The 20756-nt window shown below is 56.3% G+C and carries 24 protein-coding genes; 22 read left to right on the forward strand and 2 right to left on the reverse strand.

What is annotated here, in order from left to right:
* Positions 1-18 precede the first annotated feature (18 nt).
* From ispD to ACO5Z0_RS06190, 13 genes are all read left to right on the forward strand, one after another.
* Positions 19-699, forward strand: coding sequence for a 2-C-methyl-D-erythritol 4-phosphate cytidylyltransferase (gene ispD, locus ACO5Z0_RS06130; protein ID WP_485649577.1), 681 nt, complete (start codon positions 19-21; stop codon positions 697-699).
* Positions 700-727: 28 nt separating this feature from the next.
* Positions 728-1213, forward strand: coding sequence for a 2-C-methyl-D-erythritol 2,4-cyclodiphosphate synthase (gene ispF / locus ACO5Z0_RS06135; RefSeq protein ID WP_485649578.1), 486 nt, complete (start codon positions 728-730; stop codon positions 1211-1213).
* Positions 1214-2644, forward strand: a complete 1431-nt coding sequence (gene cysS, locus ACO5Z0_RS06140; protein ID WP_485649579.1) for a cysteine--tRNA ligase — start codon at positions 1214-1216, stop codon at positions 2642-2644.
* On the forward strand, positions 2641-3174 hold the full coding sequence (locus ACO5Z0_RS06145) for a Mini-ribonuclease 3 (protein ID WP_485649580.1): 534 nt from the start codon (positions 2641-2643) through the stop codon (positions 3172-3174). The genes cysS and ACO5Z0_RS06145 overlap by 4 nt, the downstream gene beginning before the upstream one ends.
* 15 nt (positions 3175-3189) lie before the next feature.
* Positions 3190-3837, forward strand: coding sequence for an FAD-dependent thymidylate synthase (gene thyX, locus ACO5Z0_RS06150; RefSeq protein WP_485649581.1), 648 nt, complete (start codon positions 3190-3192; stop codon positions 3835-3837).
* 23 nt (positions 3838-3860) lie between these two features.
* Positions 3861-4709, forward strand: a complete 849-nt coding sequence (gene rlmB / locus ACO5Z0_RS06155) for a 23S rRNA (guanosine(2251)-2'-O)-methyltransferase RlmB (RefSeq protein WP_485649582.1) — start codon at positions 3861-3863, stop codon at positions 4707-4709.
* Positions 4710-4713: 4 nt separating this feature from the next.
* Positions 4714-5244 carry an NYN domain-containing protein gene (locus ACO5Z0_RS06160; RefSeq protein WP_485649583.1) on the forward strand — a complete coding sequence of 177 codons (531 nt, stop codon included), beginning with the start codon at positions 4714-4716 and terminating at the stop codon, positions 5242-5244.
* 174 nt (positions 5245-5418) lie between these two features.
* Complete coding sequence (gene sigH / locus ACO5Z0_RS06165; protein ID WP_442673525.1) at positions 5419-6162, forward strand: RNA polymerase sporulation sigma factor SigH; 744 nt, start codon at positions 5419-5421, stop codon at positions 6160-6162.
* Positions 6163-6277: 115 nt separating this feature from the next.
* Positions 6278-6481, forward strand: coding sequence for a hypothetical protein (locus ACO5Z0_RS06170; RefSeq protein ID WP_485649584.1), 204 nt, complete (start codon positions 6278-6280; stop codon positions 6479-6481).
* A 54-nt stretch (positions 6482-6535) separates the two neighbouring features.
* Positions 6536-7444, forward strand: a complete 909-nt coding sequence (locus tag ACO5Z0_RS06175) for a ComEC/Rec2 family competence protein (RefSeq protein WP_485649585.1) — start codon at positions 6536-6538, stop codon at positions 7442-7444.
* Positions 7445-7657, forward strand: coding sequence for a DUF3006 domain-containing protein (locus tag ACO5Z0_RS06180; RefSeq protein ID WP_485649586.1), 213 nt, complete (start codon positions 7445-7447; stop codon positions 7655-7657).
* Positions 7658-7730: 73 nt separating this feature from the next.
* A complete protein-coding gene (locus tag ACO5Z0_RS06185; protein WP_485649587.1) occupies positions 7731-8804 on the forward strand; it encodes an N-acetylmuramoyl-L-alanine amidase family protein in 1074 nt (357 codons plus the stop codon).
* A 77-nt stretch (positions 8805-8881) separates the two neighbouring features.
* Complete coding sequence (locus tag ACO5Z0_RS06190; RefSeq protein ID WP_485649588.1) at positions 8882-9460, forward strand: GerMN domain-containing protein; 579 nt, start codon at positions 8882-8884, stop codon at positions 9458-9460.
* A gap of 73 nt (positions 9461-9533) precedes the next feature.
* Here ACO5Z0_RS06190 and ACO5Z0_RS06195 read toward each other — a convergent pair whose 3' ends face one another.
* Together ACO5Z0_RS06195 and bioB are read right to left on the reverse strand one after the other, a co-directional pair.
* On the reverse strand, positions 9534-10763 hold the full coding sequence (locus ACO5Z0_RS06195) for an NAD(P)-dependent oxidoreductase (RefSeq protein WP_485649589.1): 1230 nt from the start codon (positions 10761-10763) through the stop codon (positions 9534-9536).
* A gap of 105 nt (positions 10764-10868) precedes the next feature.
* Positions 10869-11885, reverse strand: a complete 1017-nt coding sequence (bioB, locus tag ACO5Z0_RS06200) for a biotin synthase BioB (RefSeq protein WP_485649590.1) — start codon at positions 11883-11885, stop codon at positions 10869-10871.
* A 166-nt stretch (positions 11886-12051) separates the two neighbouring features.
* Between bioB and ACO5Z0_RS06205 the strand changes: the two genes are divergently transcribed.
* The 9 genes from ACO5Z0_RS06205 (at position 12052) to ACO5Z0_RS06245 (ending at position 20753) form a co-directional block, all read left to right on the forward strand.
* Positions 12052-13086, forward strand: coding sequence for a PhoH family protein (locus ACO5Z0_RS06205; RefSeq protein WP_485649591.1), 1035 nt, complete (start codon positions 12052-12054; stop codon positions 13084-13086).
* The gene (gene ybeY / locus ACO5Z0_RS06210; RefSeq protein WP_485649592.1) at positions 13083-13622 is read left to right on the forward strand and encodes an rRNA maturation RNase YbeY; all 540 of its coding nucleotides are present in this window, start codon (positions 13083-13085) and stop codon (positions 13620-13622) included. Before ACO5Z0_RS06205 ends, ybeY begins: the two co-directional genes overlap by 4 nt.
* Positions 13603-14496 carry a GTPase Era gene (gene era / locus ACO5Z0_RS06215; protein WP_485649593.1) on the forward strand — a complete coding sequence of 298 codons (894 nt, stop codon included), beginning with the start codon at positions 13603-13605 and terminating at the stop codon, positions 14494-14496. The genes ybeY and era overlap by 20 nt, the downstream gene beginning before the upstream one ends.
* 28 nt (positions 14497-14524) lie before the next feature.
* Positions 14525-15232 carry a DUF502 domain-containing protein gene (locus ACO5Z0_RS06220; RefSeq protein WP_442673706.1) on the forward strand — a complete coding sequence of 236 codons (708 nt, stop codon included), beginning with the start codon at positions 14525-14527 and terminating at the stop codon, positions 15230-15232.
* Positions 15213-15986 carry a DNA repair protein RecO gene (gene recO / locus ACO5Z0_RS06225; RefSeq protein WP_485649594.1) on the forward strand — a complete coding sequence of 258 codons (774 nt, stop codon included), beginning with the start codon at positions 15213-15215 and terminating at the stop codon, positions 15984-15986. The genes ACO5Z0_RS06220 and recO overlap by 20 nt, the downstream gene beginning before the upstream one ends.
* Before the next feature lie 83 nt (positions 15987-16069).
* Positions 16070-17059 (forward strand): UDP-glucose 4-epimerase GalE, encoded by a 990-nt coding sequence (galE, locus tag ACO5Z0_RS06230; protein ID WP_485649595.1) that lies wholly within the window; start codon positions 16070-16072, stop codon positions 17057-17059.
* 86 nt (positions 17060-17145) lie between these two features.
* The gene (locus ACO5Z0_RS06235; protein ID WP_485649596.1) at positions 17146-18162 is read left to right on the forward strand and encodes a nuclease; all 1017 of its coding nucleotides are present in this window, start codon (positions 17146-17148) and stop codon (positions 18160-18162) included.
* A gap of 351 nt (positions 18163-18513) precedes the next feature.
* Entirely contained in the window at positions 18514-19071 is a 558-nt protein-coding gene (locus ACO5Z0_RS06240; protein WP_006191537.1) for a gamma carbonic anhydrase family protein, read from the forward strand.
* A gap of 230 nt (positions 19072-19301) precedes the next feature.
* On the forward strand, positions 19302-20753 hold the full coding sequence (locus tag ACO5Z0_RS06245) for a capsular polysaccharide export protein, LipB/KpsS family (RefSeq protein ID WP_485649597.1): 1452 nt from the start codon (positions 19302-19304) through the stop codon (positions 20751-20753).
* The last annotated feature ends 3 nt before the right edge of the window (positions 20754-20756 follow it).

The following is a 20756-nucleotide window of genomic DNA, read 5'->3' on the forward strand; positions in this document are numbered from 1 at the left end:
TATATGCAAGGAGGCTTTATGGTTTCCGTGATTTTTCCGGCAGCAGGCGCAGGCAGACGCATGGGGGCGAGACAAAACAAGGTGCTCTTGGAGATTTCCGGCGTGCCGATCTTGCTTCGCAGCCTACAGGCATTTTCTGCCGTACCCGAGGTTGGACAACTGGTCGTTGTTGCAGCAAAGGATGAGGTTGCTTTTGTGGAGCGCCTTCTCGCCGGAGCGAAGGCGCTCAAGCCTTGGTGCATCGCTGTGGGCGGCTCTGAGCGGCAGTATTCCATCGCGAACGGCATCGAGCATCTTTTTGCTGCTTGTGAGATCGTACTTGTGCATGATGCGGCGCGTCCCTTGGTAAGCCGAGAGACGATTGAGGCGGTCATCTCTGCGGCGCGTGAGAAGGGCGCCGCCATCGCCGCCGTGCGTGCAAAGAACACGATCAAGGTCGTCGGCGAGGATGGGCGCGTCGAAGCGACGCCGTCACGCACGAGGCTTTGGGAGGTGCAGACGCCGCAGGGGTTTCGTCGCGAGCTTTTTGTGCGCGCTTATGAGAAGGCGTCAAAGGACGGCTTCCTTGGCACGGACGATGCGAGTCTCGTAGAGCGTCTGGGGGAAGAGGTTTTTGTCGTTGAGAGTGACTATGGCAATATGAAGATCACGACGCCGGAAGATTTGCGGCTGGCGGAGGCGCTTTTGGCGCATCCTTAAGAAGTACGGATGAAATGAAGGTGACGATATGACGAGATTTGGCATGGGATATGACGTACACCGCTTGGTGACGGGAAGAAAACTCATCGTGGGCGGCGTAGACATCCCGCATGAATATGGGCTTTTGGGGCATTCGGACGCTGACGTGCTGCTGCACGCCGTTGAGGACGCGCTCTTGGGCGCGGCGGCGCTCGGTGATCTCGGCAGGCATTTTCCAGACAGCGACGCGCGTTGGAAGGACGTGTCGAGCATGAAACTCTTGGAGCATGTCGCAGCATTGATTCGTGAGAAAGGTTACTGCGTCGGCAATATCGACGCGACGATTGTGGCGCAGCGTCCGAAGTTCGCGCCATACATCGAAAAGATGCGCCAAAATATCGCCGGAACGCTTGATTTGGCGCTTGACCAAGTGAACGTGAAGGCGACGACGGAGGAGAAGCTCGGTTTCACGGGCGAGGAGAAGGGCATATCCGCCTATGCCGTCGCTTCTTTGGAGCGAATGGAGGAGAGATAAATGCTGAGGGTTTACAATACGTTGACGCGCGAGAAGGAAGAGTTCAAGCCGCTGGAGCCGGGCAAGGTCAGCATCTATTGCTGCGGCGTGACGCCGTACAACGATCCGCATATCGGCAACGCCCGCCCCTTCGTCACATGGGATGTCGTGCGCCGCTATTTGGAGAAAAAGGGCTATGCCGTGCGTTATGTGCAGAATTTCACGGATATTGACGACAAGATCATTCGCCGTGCGAAGGAAGCGGGCGAAACGTGGAAGGAGCTTGCCGATCACTACATCGCGGCGTATTTCAAGGCGATGGACGCGCTCAATGTGCGCCGCGCCGACGCCTATCCGCGTGTTTCGGAGCATATCGACGATGTCCTCGCTGTGATTGAGAAGCTCATTGCGAAAGGGTATGCTTATGCGCTTGAAGGCGACGTTTACTACAGCGTGGAGCATTTTGCAGGCTATGGCAAGCTCAGCGGCCGCGCCTTGGATGATATGCAGGCGGGCGCGCGCATCGGCGTTGACGAGCGCAAGCGTCATCCGATGGATTTCGCGCTGTGGAAGGCGGCGAAGCCCGGCGAGCCGTTTTGGGACAGTCCGTGGGGCAAGGGACGTCCGGGCTGGCACATCGAGTGTTCGACGATGTCGATGAAGTACCTCGGCGATACCTTCGATTTCCACGGCGGCGGCAGCGACCTCATCTTTCCGCATCATGAGAACGAGATCGCGCAGGCGCAGGCATGTACGGGCGACGATCACAGTTTCGCACGCTATTGGCTGCACAACGGCTTCATCACGATTCATGATGAGAAGATGTCGAAGTCGAAGAACAACTTCTTCACGGTAAAAGATATTTTAGAAAAATATGCGGGCGAAGTCGTGCGCTTCTTCATCGTGCAGACGCACTACCGCAGTCCGCTTGACTTCACCGATGAGCGTTTGACGGAGGCGAAAACGAGTTTGGCGCGGCTGAAAACTTCGTGGGACAATGCCGAAGCGCTTATGACGCATGACGATGCGGCTTCGGACAGTGCGAAATCCCTTCTGTCAGCGGCGATGACAGCAAAGACGGCGTTTTACGAGGCGATGGACGACGACTTCAACACAGCGCTCGCCGTCAGCCACATATTCTCTCTGTCAAAGGAAATCAACAGCTATTATCACGAAGTCACGACGGGCGGCGCGGCTTTTGATGCGGCGAATTTCGCTAAGGTGCGTGCCATCTATGCAGAGATGGCGGAGGTTGTCGGCATTTTTGAAGCGAAGGAAGAAAAGGCGGACGATGGACTTGTTGACAGCCTTATGGAACTTCTCCTCAATCTGCGGCAAAAGGCGCGTGCGGAGAAGAACTGGGCGCTCGCCGATCACCTGCGCGATGAGCTGAAAGCGTGCGGCGTCGTCATCGAGGATACGCCGCAGGGCGCACGGTGGAAACGCGCATGAGGTTTGATCGTTTTCGCGCCATCGTCGGCTCGATGTTTACACCCGACGGCGAGGGCGGCATCGCCGAGCGCTACGACGGGCTTGATGTGCGTCTGGCGAGTCCTCTGGTGCTCGCCTACATCGGCGACGCCTACTTCCATCTCTTCGTGCGCACGCGGCTGCTTTCTTTCGAGCAGTCGCAGGTGCATGTCTTGAGCGACTTCGCCGCGCAGATCGTCTCGGCGGTCTGGCAGGCGAAAGCGTATCGGGCGATCGAAGCGCGCTTGACGGAGCGCGAGCGCGGCATCTTCCGCCGCGGCAGGAACGCCAAGAGCCATGCGCCGCGCCGCGCGAGTGTCGCCGAGTATCACGCGAGCACGGGCTTTGAAGCGCTTCTTGGCACGCTGTTTTTGGAAAAGGATATGGAGCGCTTGGACGAGATCGCCGAATGGGCGTTTCAAGCCATCGCGCGTGATATGATGGAAGAGATTGCAAAAAAGCGCGGGCGGCGCGTGAAGAAAGATGCATCGAATGATGCTGTGCAGCTTTAAGGAAGGAACAAAGCCGTGGAAATACAGTTGATTGCAAAGACGCCGAACTACCTGAAGACGTGCTGGACGGCGGCGCGAACCTGCTACAGCGCGGATTCGCCCATCGAGCTTCTTGCCGAGGAAAAGAGCGAGGCGGACATGCTGCGCCTGTTGGAGCGCATCATGACGAGCAAGCACCTCTCGGTCGTCGAGCATTGTTCGATGACGTTTGCCGTCAAGGGCGTCTCGCGCACGCTTCTCGCGCAGTATTCGCGCCACCGCATCGGCGTTTCCTTGAGCGTCCAGAGCCAGCGCTACGTCTCGGAGCAGTCGGAAAAGCAGGCGGACGGCATTTTTTCCCATGTCGTGCCTGAGACGATTCGTGAGAAGGAAGCGGCGTATGTGTGCTATATGGAAACGATGCAGGTGATTCAGCGAGCCTACGATGATCTCCTCGCGCTCGGCGTGGCGAAGCAGGATGCGCGGTTCGTGCTGCCGGGCGCGGCGTGTACGAATTTCGTGACGACGCTCAACCTGCGCTCCTTCATGGACGTCTACGAAAAGCGCGTGACGACGCCGGGAGCGCAGTGGGAGATCCGCGAAATGATGCTCTTGATGCGCGATCTCCTTATCGAAAAAGAGCCGTGGCTCGCGAGGTACATCGTGAAGCCCGAAGCACATTGACATGTGGGAGTTGGTGCAAAGCGATGGAAAAGAAGAAGCGGACGAATCCGGCGAAGCGGGTAGAAATGCCGCATCCGCCGAAGCAGGTGCAAAAGAGCAGGAAAGAAGCGGCGCCTGCCGCGCCCGCAGCCGATGAGATCCTCGTCGGACGAAACGCCGTCTGGGAAGCGCTGAAAGCGGGGCGCGGCATCAATCGCATCCTCGTCGCGCAGGGCGCGAAGGATGCGGCGCTCGCGCCGCTTCTCGCGCTCGCGCGTGAGCAGGGCGTGCCCGTGCGTCCGAGCACGCGCCAAAAGCTCGACCTGCTTGCGCCCGATCTGCGCCACCAAGGCGTGCTCGCCTACGCTGCGCCTGTCGCCTACGCTTCGCTTGACGATGTTTTCAAACGCGCTGAAGAAGAGGGGGAGCCGCCTCTTCTCTTGCTGCTCGATGAGATCGAGGATCCGCACAATTTCGGCGCACTCCTGCGCACGGCGGACGCGGCGGGGGTGCATGGCGTGCTCGTGCCCGAGCGCCGGAGCTGCGCGCTGACCGCGACGGTCGCCAAGACCGCGGCGGGAGCTGTTGAGCACGTACCCGTTGTGCGCATCGGCAATATTGTGCAGGAGATGAAGCGTCTCAAGGAGCGCGGTCTTTGGTTCGCAGGCGCGGATATGGCGGGCGAGCAGGATCTTTTTCATGCTGATTTGAAGGGGGCTTTGTGCATCGTCATCGGCAGCGAAGGCAAGGGGCTTGGCAGGCTTGTCAAGGAGACGTGCGATTTTCTCGTGCGCATACCGATGCACGGAAAGATCAACTCGCTCAACGCTTCCGTCGCCGGAGCGCTCCTCATGTACGAGGCGAGGCGCACGCGCCTTCTCAAAAAGGCGTAAGACGATGGCGAAGAAGCGTGAACACTTCATCATCGACGGCTACAACGTCATTCATGCGCTGCCCGAGCTTGCCACTCTCGCAGGCGATCTCGCAGAAGCGCGTGATCGTTTGATTCATCTCCTTATGGAATACGGCGCGTATGAAAAATACGATATGACCGTCGTATTCGATGCGCTCTTTGCAAGCGGCGAAGAGCACAGAGAACAGGCTGCGCCGCACTTTGAAATCATCTACACGGGCGAGGGCGTGACGGCGGACAGCTGCATCGAGCGGCTTGCTTATGAATCCGTGCGCGCCTCGCGCGAGGTGCATGTCGTGACGTCCGACGGCGCCGAGCAGTCGGCGATCCTCGGCGCGGGCGCCTATCGCATCTCATCGGCAGAGCTTTGGCGGCGCGTGAAAAGGACGAAAAAAAAGATCGCCGACGAGTATCTGGGCGAGGTGACGCTGCCCCTTTTGCGCAACGAGGTCGGCTCACGCATCGACAGCCGAACGGCGGCAAAGCTCGATGCCCTGCGGAAAAAGCAGCGCTGAAAGGCAGACGAAAATACGCGGATAAATGAGAACAAAGAACAATAAAATGCGCCGAAGATGGAAAAAGCCGCGTCATGCTTGACGTTTCGGGCATCTCTGGGGTATAATCAAAGCTGTTAGGGAGAGACAGCGTTTTCTACGGATGCGGAAAACAACACGAATGGGGTCGATGCTATGGAAGCAGAAATGAAAGACGGCAACGATACACTGTTTGACGGATTTGATGGTCTGACGGATGAGGAAGTCATTTCCAGAATTAAAGAAAATTGCAGCAATATTGCTCTGGACTACCTGATCAACAAGTATCGCAACTTCGTTCGTGCGAAGGCTCGTTCATACTTTCTCATCGGCGCTGATCGCGAAGACATCGTGCAGGAAGGCATGATCGGTCTTTACAAGGCGATTCGCGACTTTCGAAATGACCGTCTGTCATCTTTCCGTGCGTTTGCCGAGCTTTGTGTGACGCGCCAGATCATCACGGCGATCAAAACGGCGACGCGGCAGAAGCATATTCCGCTGAATTCTTACATATCGCTCAATAAGCCGATTTACGATGAAGATTCGGATCGGACGCTCCTCGATATTCTGCCGGGCGCGCGCGTCTCGAATCCCGAGGAACTCGTCATCAGTCAGGAAGAATTCATCGACATCGAGGAAAAGATGGAGGAGATTCTGAGTGATCTCGAATGGCGTGTGCTCATGAGCTATCTTGACGGCAAATCGTACCAGGAGATTGCCGTCGATCTCGACCGTCATGTCAAGTCCATCGACAACGCCCTGCAGCGCGTGAAGCGGAAGCTCGAACGCTACATGGAAAACCGTGGGGACGAGGTTGACATCACGACGGTCTACCGCGGTTTGAGTACAATCAACCATCGTATGCACGACGCCCTTGACACTCAGATGCAGCGGAAATAGAGAGAGCAGCCGCTTTCAGCCAAGGCGCTTGGCGTGAGAGCGGCTTTTTTACATGTTGCATCTTGGGACGGGATGCTTTTCGGCAGAGAATTTCGGTGAAGTAAAGGTGAATCGGATGGAAAAACTGAAAAAAATACGCAAGCTCGATTGGTTCATTCTCATCGCGGCGGTCTGGCTCATATCTACGCTCGACTACAATAATCTGCAGACCATTGACATCGCTTACCTCGTTTCGATGGCGCTGTGGACGGTGTTCCTCATCCTGCGCGTCGTCTTTGATCTGCCGCGCGAAAAGAAGAATGGCGTCGGTGAAGAATAAAGGCGTGTATGTGCTGAAATCTGCGGTTATGCAACGGACGATAGGAGAATCTTCATGAGAAAAGTGATGCTTGTACTTGCGGCGTTCGTTGTTGTCTGTGCCCTTTTGACGGGATGCGCGGCGGGACAGCCGAGTGCGGCGGGCAAGACGGACTCGGCGCAGGCGAAAGACGGCGCTTTGGAAGTCAAGGTGCTCGATGTCGGACAGGGAGACGCCATCCTTATACGGACAGCGGAAGAGGTTATCTTCATCGACACGGGAGATGTCGACGAACATCCAAAGCTCGAAGCAGCGCTCAAAAAGGAAAATATCAAGACGGTTGACAAGCTCATCATCACGCACCCTCATGCCGATCATTTGGGCGGAGCTTCCGTCATTTTCAAGAACTGCGAAGTCAAGGCGGTTTACGACAACGGCGAGCCGACGACGACGAAACTCTACCGTGACTATTTGAAAACCATCAAGGCGAAGGGCATACCCTACAAGGCGCTTGTTGACGGCGACGTGCTCGACTTTGGCGGCGGCGTTTCTTTCCGCGTTCTCGGTCCGACGGCTCAGATGGTGAAGGAGGGCGGCAAGAAGAACGGCAAGCCGAATCTCAACATCAATTCGATCGTCGGCAGACTCGAATACGGTGACTTTACCATGCTCTTTACGGGCGACGCAGAAAAGGAGACGGAGAAGGCTGTGCTCTCGCATCACAGCGCTGCTGAGATCAAAAGCCTTGTCCTCAAAGCGCCGCATCACGGCAGCAAGACTTCGTCGACGGCGGCGTTCTTAAAGGCGGCGGCGCCCGAAGCGGTCGCCATCTCCTGCGGTGCAGGCAACGAGTATGGGCATCCGCACAAGGAAGTCCTCGAAAGATACAAGAAATTCAACATCAAGGTCTATCGCACCGACCAAGGCGGCACGATCGCCGTGATCTCAGATGGCAAGACCTATAACGTGAAGGAGGAGAAGTAAATGGCATTTGCCGTCATTGACCGTTTCGAAGCGGATAAAGCGGTTCTTCTCGTGGGCGAGGAGGAAAAGAAGGTTGTTTTTCCAGCAGATGAGTTGCCTGTTGGGCTTTCTGAGGGCGACTATATCCGATGGGATATTTCCTTTGATGAAGAGCGTACGAAGGAGGCGCGTGAAGAAGCGGCGGCTCTCTTGAAGGAGCTCAAGGGAGAGTGAGCGCGGTGAAGGGCGGCGTATGTGCGCCGATTTTTGCCGTTGGAGTTTGACGCTCTTCTGTGTTTTGATAGGAGTGGTTTTTTTGTTTCAGCGATTTTTTTGGGTTTGCAGTCTTTTTTTGCTGATCTTTTCGCTTGCTGCGCCGCAGGCATACGCTGCGCGCCTGCATGAGATTCATGATCTTCAGACGCAAGTCATAGAGGAAAATGGGCGTGCGGTCCTGCGCATTGAGATCGGTATGAATCGAGAGGATATTTCTTATACAGTGCAGAAGGATCCCGCCAAGCCAAAGCATTTGATCGTTGCTTTGCAGGATGCGCAGATCGGCGCTGCGCCGAAGGACGTGACGCTCGATGGCGCGCTCGGTCGCTTTATGACGCTGCGGCCTGCGGGGCAGCGTCATGTAGAGATCATGGTGGCGCTCGCCTCTGATGTGGATGAGCAGAATTACGCGGTCTATACGCTGCCTGCCGACCGCAGTGCGAAGAAGCCGTATCGCCTCGTCATCGACGTCATGACGCCCGTCGCCGCACCTGTGCCGGAACCTTTGACAGCAGACGGTATCGAAGGCGTTGCGGGACATACGATCGTGCTCGATCCCGGTCATGGAGGCAGCGACTCGGGCGCTGTCGGTCCGAGCGGCGTGCGCGAAAAGGATGTAGCGCTCCAAGTCGCGAAGAAGGTACAGCGCCTCTTAGAAGGCGCGGGCGCACATGTGGTGATGACGCGTACGACAGATCGCGACGTCTATGGTCCGAATGCCACGTCGGGGCAAGAGCTGCAGGCACGCGTCGATGTGGCTGAACGTACGCCGGGAGCAGAGTTGTTTTTGAGTATCCACTGCAACGCATTTTCCAATCCTGCGGCGAACGGTACGGAGACGTATTCCTATTACGATTCCGTCGAGGGCGGCAGACTCGCTTTTCTTTTGCAGAAAGAGCTTCTTGAAGCAGGCGGTCTGCGAGATCGAGGCACGAAGGAAGCGAACTTCTATGTGCTCAAGCACTCAAGCATTCCAGCATCTCTCGTGGAGCTTGCTTTTATCTCAAACGAGCGTGAAGAAGCTCTTTTGACTTCGGATGACTTCCAAGATAAGATGGCGTTTGCCATAGCGAAGGGACTCAGTCGTTTCTTCATCGGCGGATAAGCGCAGAAGTTTACGGCTGTGCGTGACGGCTGAATATATTCTGAAAGGTTAGCGAAAAGAAAGGCGGTTTCTTTAGAATGAATATCATGAAATCTATGCTCGCCCTCGTCATGCTCTGCACACTCCTTTTTGTCTCGGGCTGTGAAAAGGACAATGCATCGAAGGATGGTGCAGCTCCGGCTTCGGAGAAGGCGGCGGTCACGGAAAAAAAAGACGCAGAAAAAAAGGACAGTGCGGCAAAGGCGGCAGAAAAAATCAACATCAAAGTTTACTATCCTGACGACAACGGTATGAAGCTCATCGCAGAGACACGCACGATTGAGACGAAGGGCGATAAGTACAAGGCGGCAGTGGAATCGCTGCTTTCCGGAGCGAAAGCAAAGGGGGCAATTACCATCATCCCCAAGAAAGCGAAGATCAAGAGTGTCGAAGTCAAGAACGGCATCGCGACGGCCGACTTCAATGACGATCTCATCAAGAATTTCACCGGCGGTTCGACCGGCGAAGAAATGCTTGTCGGCTCTATCGTCAATACGCTGACCGAGTTCCCTGAAGTCAAATCGGTGCAGATTCTCCTCGACGGGAAAAAGGTTGACTCTCTCGGCGGACACCTCGACACATCTGCGCCGCTCAAGCGCATGACGGAGCTTTTGTGAGAGCAGTAGAAAAAGACAAAAACAGGCAGAACCGTAAAAAAATGTCGGCTCTGCCTGTTTTTTTATTTATACCTTACTTCTCGCCGCGCTTTTCACGCAGATAGGCGTCCATCGCCTCCGCTACATGTTTGGCGTCGTTGACGACTTGGACGACGTTGCACGGACCGAGGACGACGTCACCGCCCGAGAAGACGCCGGGGCGGGTGGTGGCGCCGGTCTCATCGACCTCGACCAAGCCCTTTTCGTTCGTCTCTATGCCCGTGGTCGTGCGCACGATCTTGTCTTTCGGATCTTGGCTGACGGCGATGACGGTGCTGTCGGCAGGACATAGGACAGGATCTCCCTCTCCCGTCAGTTTGCCTTCTTCGTCGAAGTGGCGGTCGCGCATCAAAGGTCCTTCCTTCGTGATGGAATCGACGCCTTTGCAGAACTCGAATTCCACGCCGTCCGCCTGCGCGTACTCGAATTCGCGCACGCTGGCGGCGACATTGTTGCTGCGCGAATAGACCGTGACGTAGCGGCAGCCCTTGCGGATCGCGGTGCGCGCGACATCCATAGCGGAGTTGCCCGAGCCGATGACGGCGACGCGGTCGCCGAGATCGAAGGAATCAGGATTTTGCAGATAGTCGACGGCGAAGTGGCAGTTGCCGAGGCTTTCGCCCTTGACGCCGAGGCTGCGCGGACGCCAGACGCCGGAACCGATGAAGATGGCGTCGTGCCCGTCGGCAAAGAGCGTGTCGAGCGTCAGAAGGCCGCCGATCGTGCGGTTGGGACGGATGCAGATGCCGAATTCGCGCAGCTTTTTCTCATAGCGGTCGAGGATGCTCAGCGGCAGACGGAAGTTGGGAATGCCGTAGCGCATCATGCCGCCGATCTTGTCCATGCGCTCGAAAATCGTCACGTCGTAGCCCTTCTGCGCGAGTTTGATGGCGACGGTGATGCCGGCAGGCCCTGAGCCGATGACGGCAACGGTCTGCCCCGTCGAAGGCGCACGCTCCAAGGCGACGCGGTCGAAGTAAGTATTCGAGATGTAGTGCTCGATGCTGGAGATCTGGATGGCAGATCCTTTGCGCAGTTGGATGCAGTTGCCCTCGCACTGCTTTTCATGGTCACAGACGAGCGAGCAGATGATGCTCAGAGGATTGTTCTCGAAGAGCATGGCGCCCGCCTCGTTGATGCTGCCTTCGAGAAAGAGGCGGATCATCTCGGGGACGTTCGTCTGCACAGGACAGCCCTTGATGCGGCACAGGGGCTTTTTGCACTGGAGGCAGCGCCGTGCCTCGTCAATGACATGGATTGCCATGAAGATCACCTATCCTTTGCTGAAAATGCGCTTTGCGCTTATTTTACAGCAACGACGGGATCTTTTCTGTTGCTTTTATCACATTTTCTCAAGAATGATGACAATTCATTCATTGGCGGCGTGGGCAGCGGAGGATTGTCTTGCATTCGCCGTCTCGTTGGAGAGACCGAGCCGCTGCAGAAGAGCCATGTCCTCGGCAATGGTCGTGCCCGAGGTCGTGAGCATGTTGCCCGTGATGGAAGCCGACGCGCCGTAGAGGAAGGCGGGCGTGCCGTTGTCCTCGATGAGCTTGCGTCCCGCGCCGAGGCGGATGTTTGCCGTCGGGTTGATGAAGCGGAAGAAGGCGATGGTGCGCAGGATCTCGTCGCTCGTCAAAGGCGTTCTGCCTTCAAGCGGCGTGCCGGGAATCGCCATGAGGGAGTTGATGGGGATGGATTCGATGCCGAGTTCGGCGAGGCTCACCGCCATGTCGAGGCGGTCTTCCCACGTCTCGCCCATGCCGATGATGCCGCCCGAACAGACGCTGAGGCCTTCGCCCTGTGCGAGACGGATCGTGCGGATGCGGTCGTCGTAGGTGTGCGAGGTGCAGATCTCGGGAAAGAAGCGGCGCGATGTCTCGATGTTGTGATGGTAGCTCGTGACGCCCGCGGCGCGAAGCGCACGGAACTGTTCGCGCGTCAAAATGCCGTGCGAGGCGCAGAGGTCAATATGGAGCTTCTTGCGCATGGCGCGGTAGCAGTCGAGTGCGGCGTCGAACTCCCTGCCCGCGAGCGCTCTGCCCGAGGTCACGATGGAGAAGCGGTTGACGCCCGCATCCTCGTTGGCGCGTGCGTTGGCGATGATCTCTTCCTGTGCGAGAAATGCGTATTCCTCGACGCCCGTCCTGTGGTGCGCAGACTGGGCGCAGTACTTGCAGTCCTCGCTGCAGTGACCGCTGCGCGCGTTGATGATCGTGCAGAGGTCGATGTGTTTGCCGCAGAACTGCCGCTGCAGATCGTGTGCGCCCTGCTGCAGCGCTTCAAGCGGCGCATCGAGGAAGATGGAGAGGTCGTCCTCGCGCTTGATGCGGCGGCCGCAGAGAATCTCTTTTGTGAGTTTTTTGACGGCGGTTTCCTTTGTCATGGCATTTGCCTCATTTCTTTCAAAAGTTTGCATTCCTTCCTATTATATTTCAGACGGCACCTATAGTCAACTGATGCTATGATGAAGGTTTACGGTAGGGACCGCTATTGCGTCCGCGCTTGCTGCAAGGTATAATGAGAAGAATACACGAGAGAGGAGTCTTTCTTTGCAACAGGTTTTGGAGGAGAAGATCGCCTTTGCCGATCAGCGCGAGGCGACGGCGCTTCTCGGCGAGCGCGACGAGTATCTGCAGGTGCTCATGGACAATTTCGACTGCCGCTTCATAAGCCGCGGCGATACGCTTGTGATCGACGGTGAAGCGCAGATCGTGCGGGCAGCGGCGCAGGTCGTGCGCGAACTGCAGTACCTGCACTGGCAGGGTACGACACTCACGATGCACGAGGTGCGCTACAGCGTGGGACTTGTCAAGCGCGGCAAGGGTGAGGCGCTGCACAGCCTTTTCAGCGACACGATCCTCGTGACGAGCCGCGGTCGTCATGTGCGCCCGAAAACGCTCGGCCAGCGCATCTACCTCGACGCCATCCGCAAAAATTCCATCACGTTCGGCATCGGACCTGCAGGCACGGGAAAGACATATCTCGCCGTCGTCATGGCGGTGGCGGCGCTTCGTGCGAGGATGGTGGAAAAGATCGTGCTCACGCGCCCCGCTGTCGAGGCGGGCGAGCGGCTGGGCTTTCTGCCCGGCGATCTGCAGGAGAAGGTCGATCCGTACCTGCGCCCGCTCTACGATGCGCTGCATGACATCCTCGGCTTTGACACTTACCAGAAGCTCCTCGCCAAAGGCGTCATTGAGATTGCGCCGCTCGCCTATATGCGCGGACGCACGCTGGAGGATGCCTTCGTGATTCTTGACGAGGCGCAGAATACGACGCCGAGCCAGATGAAGATGTTCCTGACGCGTCTGGGCTTCGGCTCGCGCATGGTCGTGACGGGAGATTTAAGCCAAGTCGACCTGCCGCGCGGCGTGTTCTCGGGACTTTCCGAGGCGAGCCGCATCCTGCGCGATGTGCGCGGCGTGGGCGTCGTCCGGCTGGAAGCGCTCGACGTCATCCGTCACGACGTCGTCGCACGCATCGTCGAGGCGTATGACCGCGCGGACAAGGCGCGTCGGGATTCTGAGAAAAAGTCGGCGGCGCAGGAAAAGGCTGCGGCATCAGAGCGAGGGGAGGCGGACGCATGAACATCCTGCTCAGTCACGAGGTGGAAGACCTGCCCATCGATGAGACCCTTGAAGCAGAGATTCGGCGCGCTGTGGAAAAAGTCGGCGAGCTTTACGATGCGGCGGACGCCGAGGTCAGCATCACCTTGACGGACGATGCGCACATCCATGCGCTGAACCGCGAGTACCGCAGGGTCGATCGTCCGACGGACGTGATTTCCTTTGCGCTCAATGAGAGCGAGGAGCCGGCGATCGCGGGCGGACCTGCCGTCAACGTCCTCGGCGACATCGTCCTTTCGATTGAGCGCGCCGCGGCGCAGGCGGCGGACTACGGGCACAGCCTGCGCCGCGAAATCGTCTTCTTGACGGTGCACGGCATGCTGCATCTCCTGGGCTACGACCATGTAGAAGAGGCGGAACGGCAGGAGATGGAGGAGGAGCAGCGCCAGGTGATGGCGGCGCTCGGCGTGACGCGCGAGGAAGCGGCGAAAGGCTCTGCAGAATGCACGGAGCAAATGACAGCGAAAGGGGAGAACGATGGAAAAGGCAAAGCATAGATCGGGCTTCATCGCTGTCGTTGGGCGGCCGAACGTCGGCAAGTCGACGCTCATCAACAGCCTCATCGGGCAGAAGATCGCCATCATGAGCGACAAGCCGCAGACGACGCGCACGCGCATCCTCTGTATCCTGACGGAGCCGGACGCGCAGATCGTCTTTCTCGACACGCCGGGCATCCACAAGCCGCGCCACAAGCTCGGCGAATACATGGTGCGTGCAGCGGAAAACACCTTGAAGGAGGTCGACGCCGTCTTCTTCGTCGTCGATGCGACGGAGAAGATGGGCCCGGGCGAGCGCTATATCTTAGAGCGCCTGCAGGCGACGAAGTGTCCGTGTATCCTCGTCGTCAACAAGCTCGACCTCATCGAGAAGCCCGCCGTGCTGCCGATCCTCGAAAGCTACATGAAGGCATATCCGTTTGCGGGCGCCGTGCCCATATCGGCGAAGGAAGAGGTGAACCTCGACTCGCTTCTGGCGGAAGTCAAGAAGTATCTGCCCGAAGGACCTGCCTACTATCCGGAAGATATGGTGACAGATCAGCCCGAGCGCCTTATTGTGGCGGAGCTCGTGCGCGAGAAGGCGCTTCTCGCGACGCGCGACGAACTGCCCCATGCCATCGCCGTCGACCTCGATGAGATGAAGGAACGCCCGAAGGGAGGCTTCTACATCCGCGCGACGATCTACGTGGAGCGCGAGTCGCAGAAGGGCATCGTCATCGGCGCGAAGGGCGCTCTTCTGCGCGAGATTGGCGCACAGGCGAGGAAGGACATCGAGATGCTTCTCGGCGCGAAGGTCTTCCTCGACCTCTGGGTCAAGGTGAAGAAGGACTGGCGCAACCGCGAGGGCGTTCTGCACAACTTTGGCTTTGAATGAGAGGAAATAGGGAAAGGGCGGCAGCAGGATGAACAAGGTATCGAAACGCTTTATTAACGGTCTTATCCTTCTCGTGCCGCTGGCCATCACGGTTTTCGTCGTGACAGAGGTGCTGAATTTCACGGAGATTGTGCTTGGCAGGCATTTTCCCGTCTATTATCCGGGCATGGGCATCGTGACGGTGCTGCTCGTCATTTATCTCGTGGGCTGGCTCTCGTCGTACTGGTTCATGAAGCGTGTGATTTCCTATGGCGAATGGCTGCTCGGCAAGATTCCCGTCGTGAAGTTCATTTACAACAGTGTCAAGCACCTTTCGACCGCCGTTTTTGAGTCGAACAACATGTTTGACCACGTCGTGCTCGTGCCGTTTCATCAGTCGCGGGCGCTCGGCTTCGTCATGGCAGAGGTGCCGGCGGTCTTGCGCGAGAAGCTCGGCGACGACTACGTCTGCGTCTTCGTGCCGTGGAGTCTCAACATGACCTCGGGTACGAACCTCTTCGTCAAGAAGAGCGACGTCATCTATCTCGACATCAGCAACGAATCGGCGCTGCAGTACATGCTGACGGCGGGCGCCGTCATGCCGCAGCGGCAGTCGTCGGGAGAGATGCAGGATGCGGGATCTGTGACGCGGTTGGCGGATGAGGTCGTGGCGGCGTCGCAGGAACAGGTTTCGTGTGCAGGCGCAGGGAAACGTGCGAACGAGGGAGCCGAACCGCATGGCACGCCGCAGCGCTGAGGCGCTCGTGCTCGCCACGAGGAACTGGGGTGAGGCGGACAAGATGGCGTCGCTCTTGACGCGCGAGTGTGGGCGCGTCGAGGCGGCGGCGTTCGGCTGCCGCCGCCCGAAGAGCGCACTTGCGGCAGGGATGCAGGTGTTCAGCCATCTCGACGTGGATCTTACGGAAGGCGGCAGGGTCTGGACGGTGCGGCAGTGTTCGCTCAAGGGGCGATTTCGCCGTCTCTCGGAAGACCTCTCGGTCATGGCATACGGCTCCTTCGTGGCAGAACTGGCGCTTGCGCTTTTTCCCGAACACGAGCCTGCGCCCGACGCTTTCGACCGTCTGCTGCAGATTTTCTGCGCTTTTGAGGAGCGCAATCCGCGCCTCGTGGCGCTGGCGGCGGCGTATCAGCTCCTCGCGCTCGCGGGGCTTTCACTTCATCTTGCAGGCTGCGTCCACTGCGGTGCGCCCTTTGAAGAGCCGATGTCCGTCGACATCGGCGAGGGCGGCGCATTGTGCGCGGATTGCCGTCAAGAGGATATGCCGCTCTTTTCTGCCGAATGGAAGGCGTTCATTGAGAAGCTGACCGCTCTCGACTGGCAGGCGTTTCTCTCGCCGCAGAAGGCGGCAGATGTGCGCGCTTTGGCGCCGTTTTCCGTCAGAAAGCAGGAACTTCTGGCAGCGGAAAGTCTGCTGCTCGCTTACCTGCGTGCGCTTTTCGGCAAGCCGCTGCGCTCGCTCGCCTTCATCGCACAGATCGGCGGCGTTTGAAGCGTCTGCTGCTTGCCTGTGGCGAAGGTATGAGGAGCGTTTCGCGATAGTTTTTGGCAATATATCTGGAGGGGGATTTTTCCGTGGCAATTCTGGTTTGCGGCGGCGCCGGCTACATCGGCTCTCATGCCGTTCATCAGCTCATTGAAAAGGGCGAAGAGGTCGTCGTCGTTGACAATCTGCAGACGGGTCATCGCGGTGCGATTCACGCACGGGCGAAGTTTTACGAAGGCGATATCCGCGACCGCGCCGTGCTTGATGCGATCTTCACGGAGAACGAGATCGAGGCTGTGATTCATTTCGCGGCGAACTCGCTCGTGGGCGAGAGCATGGAGAAGCCGCTTCTCTATTTCAACAACAACGTCTACGGTATGCAGGTTTTGCTCGAAGTGATGGTGCGGCACGGCGTCGACAAGATCGTCTTTTCCTCGACGGCGGCGGTCTATGGCGAGCCGAAGCGCGTGCCGATTTTGGAGGACGATGCCACAGAGCCGACGAACACCTACGGCGAGACGAAACTGACGATGGAGAAGATGATGAAGTGGGTCAGTCGTGCCGACGGCGTTCGCTACGTGTCGCTTCGCTACTTCAACGCGGCAGGTGCGCTCTCAGACGGCTCGATCGGCGAGGATCACAAGACGGAGACGCATCTGATTCCGCTGATCCTGCAAGTACCGAACGGCAAGCGAGCGCACATCACGATCTACGGCGATGACTACAAGACGCCCGACGGCACCTGTCTGCGCGACTACATCCACGTCGTCGACCTCGCCGATGCACATGTGCTCGCACTCGAATACTTGCGGAAGGGCGGCGAGAGCGACATCTTCAACCTCGGCAACGGACAGGGCTTCTCGGTCAAGGAAATGATCGCTGCTGCAGAAAAGGCGACGGGCAAGAAGATCGCGGCAGAAATCGGCGCACGCCGTGCGGGCGACCCCGCGCAGCTCATTGCTTCCAGCGACAAGGCGCGCCGCATCCTCGGCTGGCAGCCGCACTTCACCGACGTGGAAGAAATCATCGCGACGGCATGGAAATGGCACGAGAAGCATCCCGTTGGATATGGGGAGTAACTTTCTGGCTAAAGTGCGTAATCAGTGCTATAATGATGACAGAGCGTGGAAGGGAAACCGTTTTCACACAACAAGGAGAAATCCTAATGCCAGAGAATCCAGGAGCTTCCTATCAAAATCCGACATACGATCAACATGCCAAGCGTCTGCTTTCGCAAAGAACGATCATGGCACGTCTCTTGAAGCGAACTGTGCCGGAGTTCGAGGACGCTGCAATCGCTGACATCGCAGAAAAATATATCGAGGGCACGCCGCAGATCAGCGAGATTCCCGTGGACAGGGATAAGACGAATACCGTAAGAAACAGGAAAGATTCGCCGAAAGAATTCCTTGGTGATGCCACGGAAAATATCGGCATCACGGAAGGCTGGATTCGCTTCGATATACTTTTCCACGCGAGAGTTCCCCAATCGGGTGAACGCATCACCTTGATTATCAACGTTGAGGCACAGCGGACACAGAAAAGAGCGAAGCTGGGCTACGCACTCCTGCGCCGAGCCGTCTACTATGCGAGCCGCTTGATTTCTTCGCAGAAAGAAACGGAATTTACAGGATCATCCTACGATGAAATCAAGAAAGTCTACAGTATTTGGCTTTGTATGGACTCCCCAAACGGCAGGAGCGCCATCAATCGTTATGACCTTGCCGAGCATCATATTCTGCACCATCATAAAGAAAAGCGTGCTGACTATGATTTGATGAGCATCATCACGGTTTATCTTGGAAATGAACGACAGCAGGACGAGGATTGGCTTATTCGATTCCTGCAGATCTTGTTCAAGGACACGGAAATATCTCCGGCAGCGAAGAAGCAGCTTTTAAAAGATGAATTTGATATGGATATAAGTGCAGATATAGAAGAGGAGATGAGGACAATGTGCAATCTGAGTACAGGCATCTATGAACAAGGCATGGAACGTGGCATGGAGCGCGGCATGGAGCGCGGCATGGAGCGCGGCATGGAACGTGGGCGCGAGGAAGGAAAGGTTGATATTGTCCTGGAAATGCTGCGAAATAAGCTGCCGCTTGAAATGATCGCAAGTATGTCGAAGTTTTCTTTGGAAAAAGTGAAAGAACTTGGCAAGATGCACAGCTTGCTTTAATTCGTGGAACTTTCGTGTTCTGCTGAAGCTGGTTCTGATATGTATAAGCTACACGCACAAACGTCCACTTCGTGGACATTGTGCGCCGCCCTTACAGAAGCCTAGCCAATCGGTCTGCACCTTCGGCTTGACCGCTTGGGGCTTCATGGTAAAACCGCTCCGCTACTGCTCGGACGAGTAAGGAAAGGAGCGGTTTTATGTGTTTGATACAGAATGATCTTTCGCCCTTGTTCTCTTCTATGGGAGATCCTGTTGTGTCTGCATTTGGGTACGATATATTCCCTTTCCGCGCCAATCGTTGTATAATAGGATGCAGTGAGCAAATCCAATCGAAGAAAAGGAGCGAGTCTTATGTATACGCTTTCCAGCACGGAATTTCATGGTATCAAGCCGCAGATCGATGAGGAGGCTTTCGTCGCGCCGCAGGTGTTCCTTTCGGGCGATGTGCGCGTCGCGAAGTACGCGAGCCTTTGGCCGGGCGTTGTTGCGCGCGGCGATGTGAATTATATCTCCGTTGGCGAGTGCTCGAATGTGCAGGATCTCGTCTGCCTTCATGTGGCGGATGACAATCCGTGCATCATTGGCGACTATGTGACGATCGGTCACAGCGCCGTCGTGCACGGCGCGGAGATCGGCAACCATGTCCTCATCGGCATGAATGCGACGGTTCTGACGGGCGCGAAGGTCGGCGAAGGCTCGATCATCGCCGCAGGGGCGCTCGTGCGCGAGAACGAGGTCATTCCGCCGAACTCCCTCGTCGTCGGTATGCCGGGCAAGGTCGTGCGCACGATTGACCGCATCAAGACGATTCATGCGCAGGCGATCAAGTACAAGTGCGAGTGGGCGATCGAGTACGGCGTCTATCCTGAGATCGGCGGAGAGAAGTATCACGGCGAGCATATCATCTGACGTTTGCATGAAGCTCTCTGTTAAGAAGAAAAACTATGAATCCATGCTGGGAATCTCGCTGCGCTTTGGGGATTTGCAGCATGGTTGTATGTGAATACTTCACAGCGCAGATTAGACGCATCATGAGCTAGTGGGTGAGATTTTTAGCATGGGTGGCATGGAAACGAGGCGTTTCAATCCTTTCGCTCGTTTATTTTTCCGCTTATGACTATGCTTGAGGAGAGAATAGGATGTTACGAACACTGATTTGGGGGTTGGATCAGCCTTTTACTGCACCCGTGATTGGGCAGTTGCATGATGTGGGTGTGTTCTGTATAAAAAAGTGGATCGTTGGTGTGGATGAGAGAAGGATGCCGTTCTTTGCACAGAGGGAAGGCGTCGAAATCATTGAGGATAAGTTTGACCTGAATTTTCGGCAGGAGGACGTAGATCTTCCACCTGCTTGGTTGGATGAGAAGATACGCCACTATTTTCCCGTGATTTTACAAAATTTTGCCCGTGAGGCGTTCTATTTTCGAACTCCTGTCTATGAGTATATGAACATTATACAGCTTTGGGTACGGTATTTTTATACACTGCTCTCTCGGAATCAAATTGAGTTGGTTGTTTTTGCCGACATACCGCATGATGGGTTTAGGAGTATTTTGTACCCTTTGTTACAGGCGATGGGAATACGCATCTTGATTCTGGTACCGTCCGGTCCTTTTGGTACGTTTGCATATTGTTTTTCCATAGAAGATTATGGCCGCTTTGTTGATGTTCCGATATTCCGCACGCCACGTGCTGAGGAGATTGAGATTCGGCAAGAGTATAAAAAAGACCTGTTCTATATGAAGGGGAAACATGCACCGAAGCAAGGGCATTCTCTACAATATCACTGGAGAGAGGTATCTTCGCCGAAGGCGTTCATACAGCGCAAGAAGACGATTTTTAGACGGTCCCTTCAAAAATACAGCAACCTTCACGAGTTCATTTTTAAAAAAATTGCGATATGCGCGATGGACTATTACGAAAAGAAGCAATACCAGACGAATGCAACACGCAGTGTCGATAAAAATATTGATCTGAATTGCAATTATGTATATTTTCCGCTCCATCTTCAGCCGGAGATGACGACAGATGTATTAGGAGGAATATACTACGATCAGCTGCTCGCTATCGAAAAGCTGCGTGTGATGTTGCCGCCGGACTGGATGATTTATGTTAAGGAAAATCCGAAGCAGACAAAACTCATGCGGCTCGGTTGTTTCTTCAAGCGTCTGAAGCTTATTCCGAATGTCAAATATGTGGATCGCTCCATTGATACCTATGCTCTTATGGAACATTCCAAATTTGTTGCTACCATTACGGGGACGGCGGGGTGGGAGGCAATCAGTGGAGGAAAGAACGCTCTGATTTTTGGTCGCATATGGTACGAGTCGTTTCCCGGTGTATTTCGTTATCATGAAGGGTTGCGTGCAGAGGATATCACATCATATGTGATCGATCATGATGCTTTGAAACAAGCCTTGTACCGCTATTTGGAAAAGACCGTGGATGCCGTTTATTCGACGGAGGTTCAGGAGGCTATGCCGGTGTTTGACGCGAAGGAGAATGGTGAAAGGCTGGAGAAGTTTTTTCGCTTCATTGTGCCCTATATGGAAGAGCATCCTCCACAGGTAGCGGTGGGAGGAAGGGAGTAAGAT

The sequence above is a fragment of the Selenomonas sp. genome (genome assembly GCF_057272215.1).

What these genes read in the sequence shown, in the direction of transcription:
- ispD (WP_485649577.1), top strand. Translation starts at nt 19, where the DNA reads ATGGTTTCCGTGATTTTTCCGGCAGCAGGCGCAGGCAGACGCATGGGG.
- ispF (WP_485649578.1), top strand. Translation starts at nt 728, where the DNA reads ATGACGAGATTTGGCATGGGATATGACGTACACCGCTTGGTGACGGGA.
- cysS (WP_485649579.1), top strand. Translation starts at nt 1,214, where the DNA reads ATGCTGAGGGTTTACAATACGTTGACGCGCGAGAAGGAAGAGTTCAAG.
- ACO5Z0_RS06145 (WP_485649580.1), top strand. Translation starts at nt 2,641, where the DNA reads ATGAGGTTTGATCGTTTTCGCGCCATCGTCGGCTCGATGTTTACACCC.
- rlmB (WP_485649582.1), top strand. Translation starts at nt 3,861, where the DNA reads ATGGAAAAGAAGAAGCGGACGAATCCGGCGAAGCGGGTAGAAATGCCG.
- ACO5Z0_RS06160 (WP_485649583.1), top strand. Translation starts at nt 4,714, where the DNA reads ATGGCGAAGAAGCGTGAACACTTCATCATCGACGGCTACAACGTCATT.
- sigH (WP_442673525.1), top strand. Translation starts at nt 5,419, where the DNA reads ATGGAAGCAGAAATGAAAGACGGCAACGATACACTGTTTGACGGATTT.
- ACO5Z0_RS06170 (WP_485649584.1), top strand. Translation starts at nt 6,278, where the DNA reads ATGGAAAAACTGAAAAAAATACGCAAGCTCGATTGGTTCATTCTCATC.
- ACO5Z0_RS06175 (WP_485649585.1), top strand. Translation starts at nt 6,536, where the DNA reads ATGAGAAAAGTGATGCTTGTACTTGCGGCGTTCGTTGTTGTCTGTGCC.
- ACO5Z0_RS06180 (WP_485649586.1), top strand. Translation starts at nt 7,445, where the DNA reads ATGGCATTTGCCGTCATTGACCGTTTCGAAGCGGATAAAGCGGTTCTT.
- ACO5Z0_RS06190 (WP_485649588.1), top strand. Translation starts at nt 8,882, where the DNA reads ATGAATATCATGAAATCTATGCTCGCCCTCGTCATGCTCTGCACACTC.
- ACO5Z0_RS06195 (WP_485649589.1), bottom strand. Translation starts at nt 10,763, where the DNA reads ATGGCAATCCATGTCATTGACGAGGCACGGCGCTGCCTCCAGTGCAAA.
- bioB (WP_485649590.1), bottom strand. Translation starts at nt 11,885, where the DNA reads ATGACAAAGGAAACCGCCGTCAAAAAACTCACAAAAGAGATTCTCTGC.
- ybeY (WP_485649592.1), top strand. Translation starts at nt 13,083, where the DNA reads ATGAACATCCTGCTCAGTCACGAGGTGGAAGACCTGCCCATCGATGAG.
- era (WP_485649593.1), top strand. Translation starts at nt 13,603, where the DNA reads ATGGAAAAGGCAAAGCATAGATCGGGCTTCATCGCTGTCGTTGGGCGG.
- ACO5Z0_RS06220 (WP_442673706.1), top strand. Translation starts at nt 14,525, where the DNA reads ATGAACAAGGTATCGAAACGCTTTATTAACGGTCTTATCCTTCTCGTG.
- recO (WP_485649594.1), top strand. Translation starts at nt 15,213, where the DNA reads ATGGCACGCCGCAGCGCTGAGGCGCTCGTGCTCGCCACGAGGAACTGG.
- ACO5Z0_RS06235 (WP_485649596.1), top strand. Translation starts at nt 17,146, where the DNA reads ATGCCAGAGAATCCAGGAGCTTCCTATCAAAATCCGACATACGATCAA.
- ACO5Z0_RS06240 (WP_006191537.1), top strand. Translation starts at nt 18,514, where the DNA reads ATGTATACGCTTTCCAGCACGGAATTTCATGGTATCAAGCCGCAGATC.
- ACO5Z0_RS06245 (WP_485649597.1), top strand. Translation starts at nt 19,302, where the DNA reads ATGTTACGAACACTGATTTGGGGGTTGGATCAGCCTTTTACTGCACCC.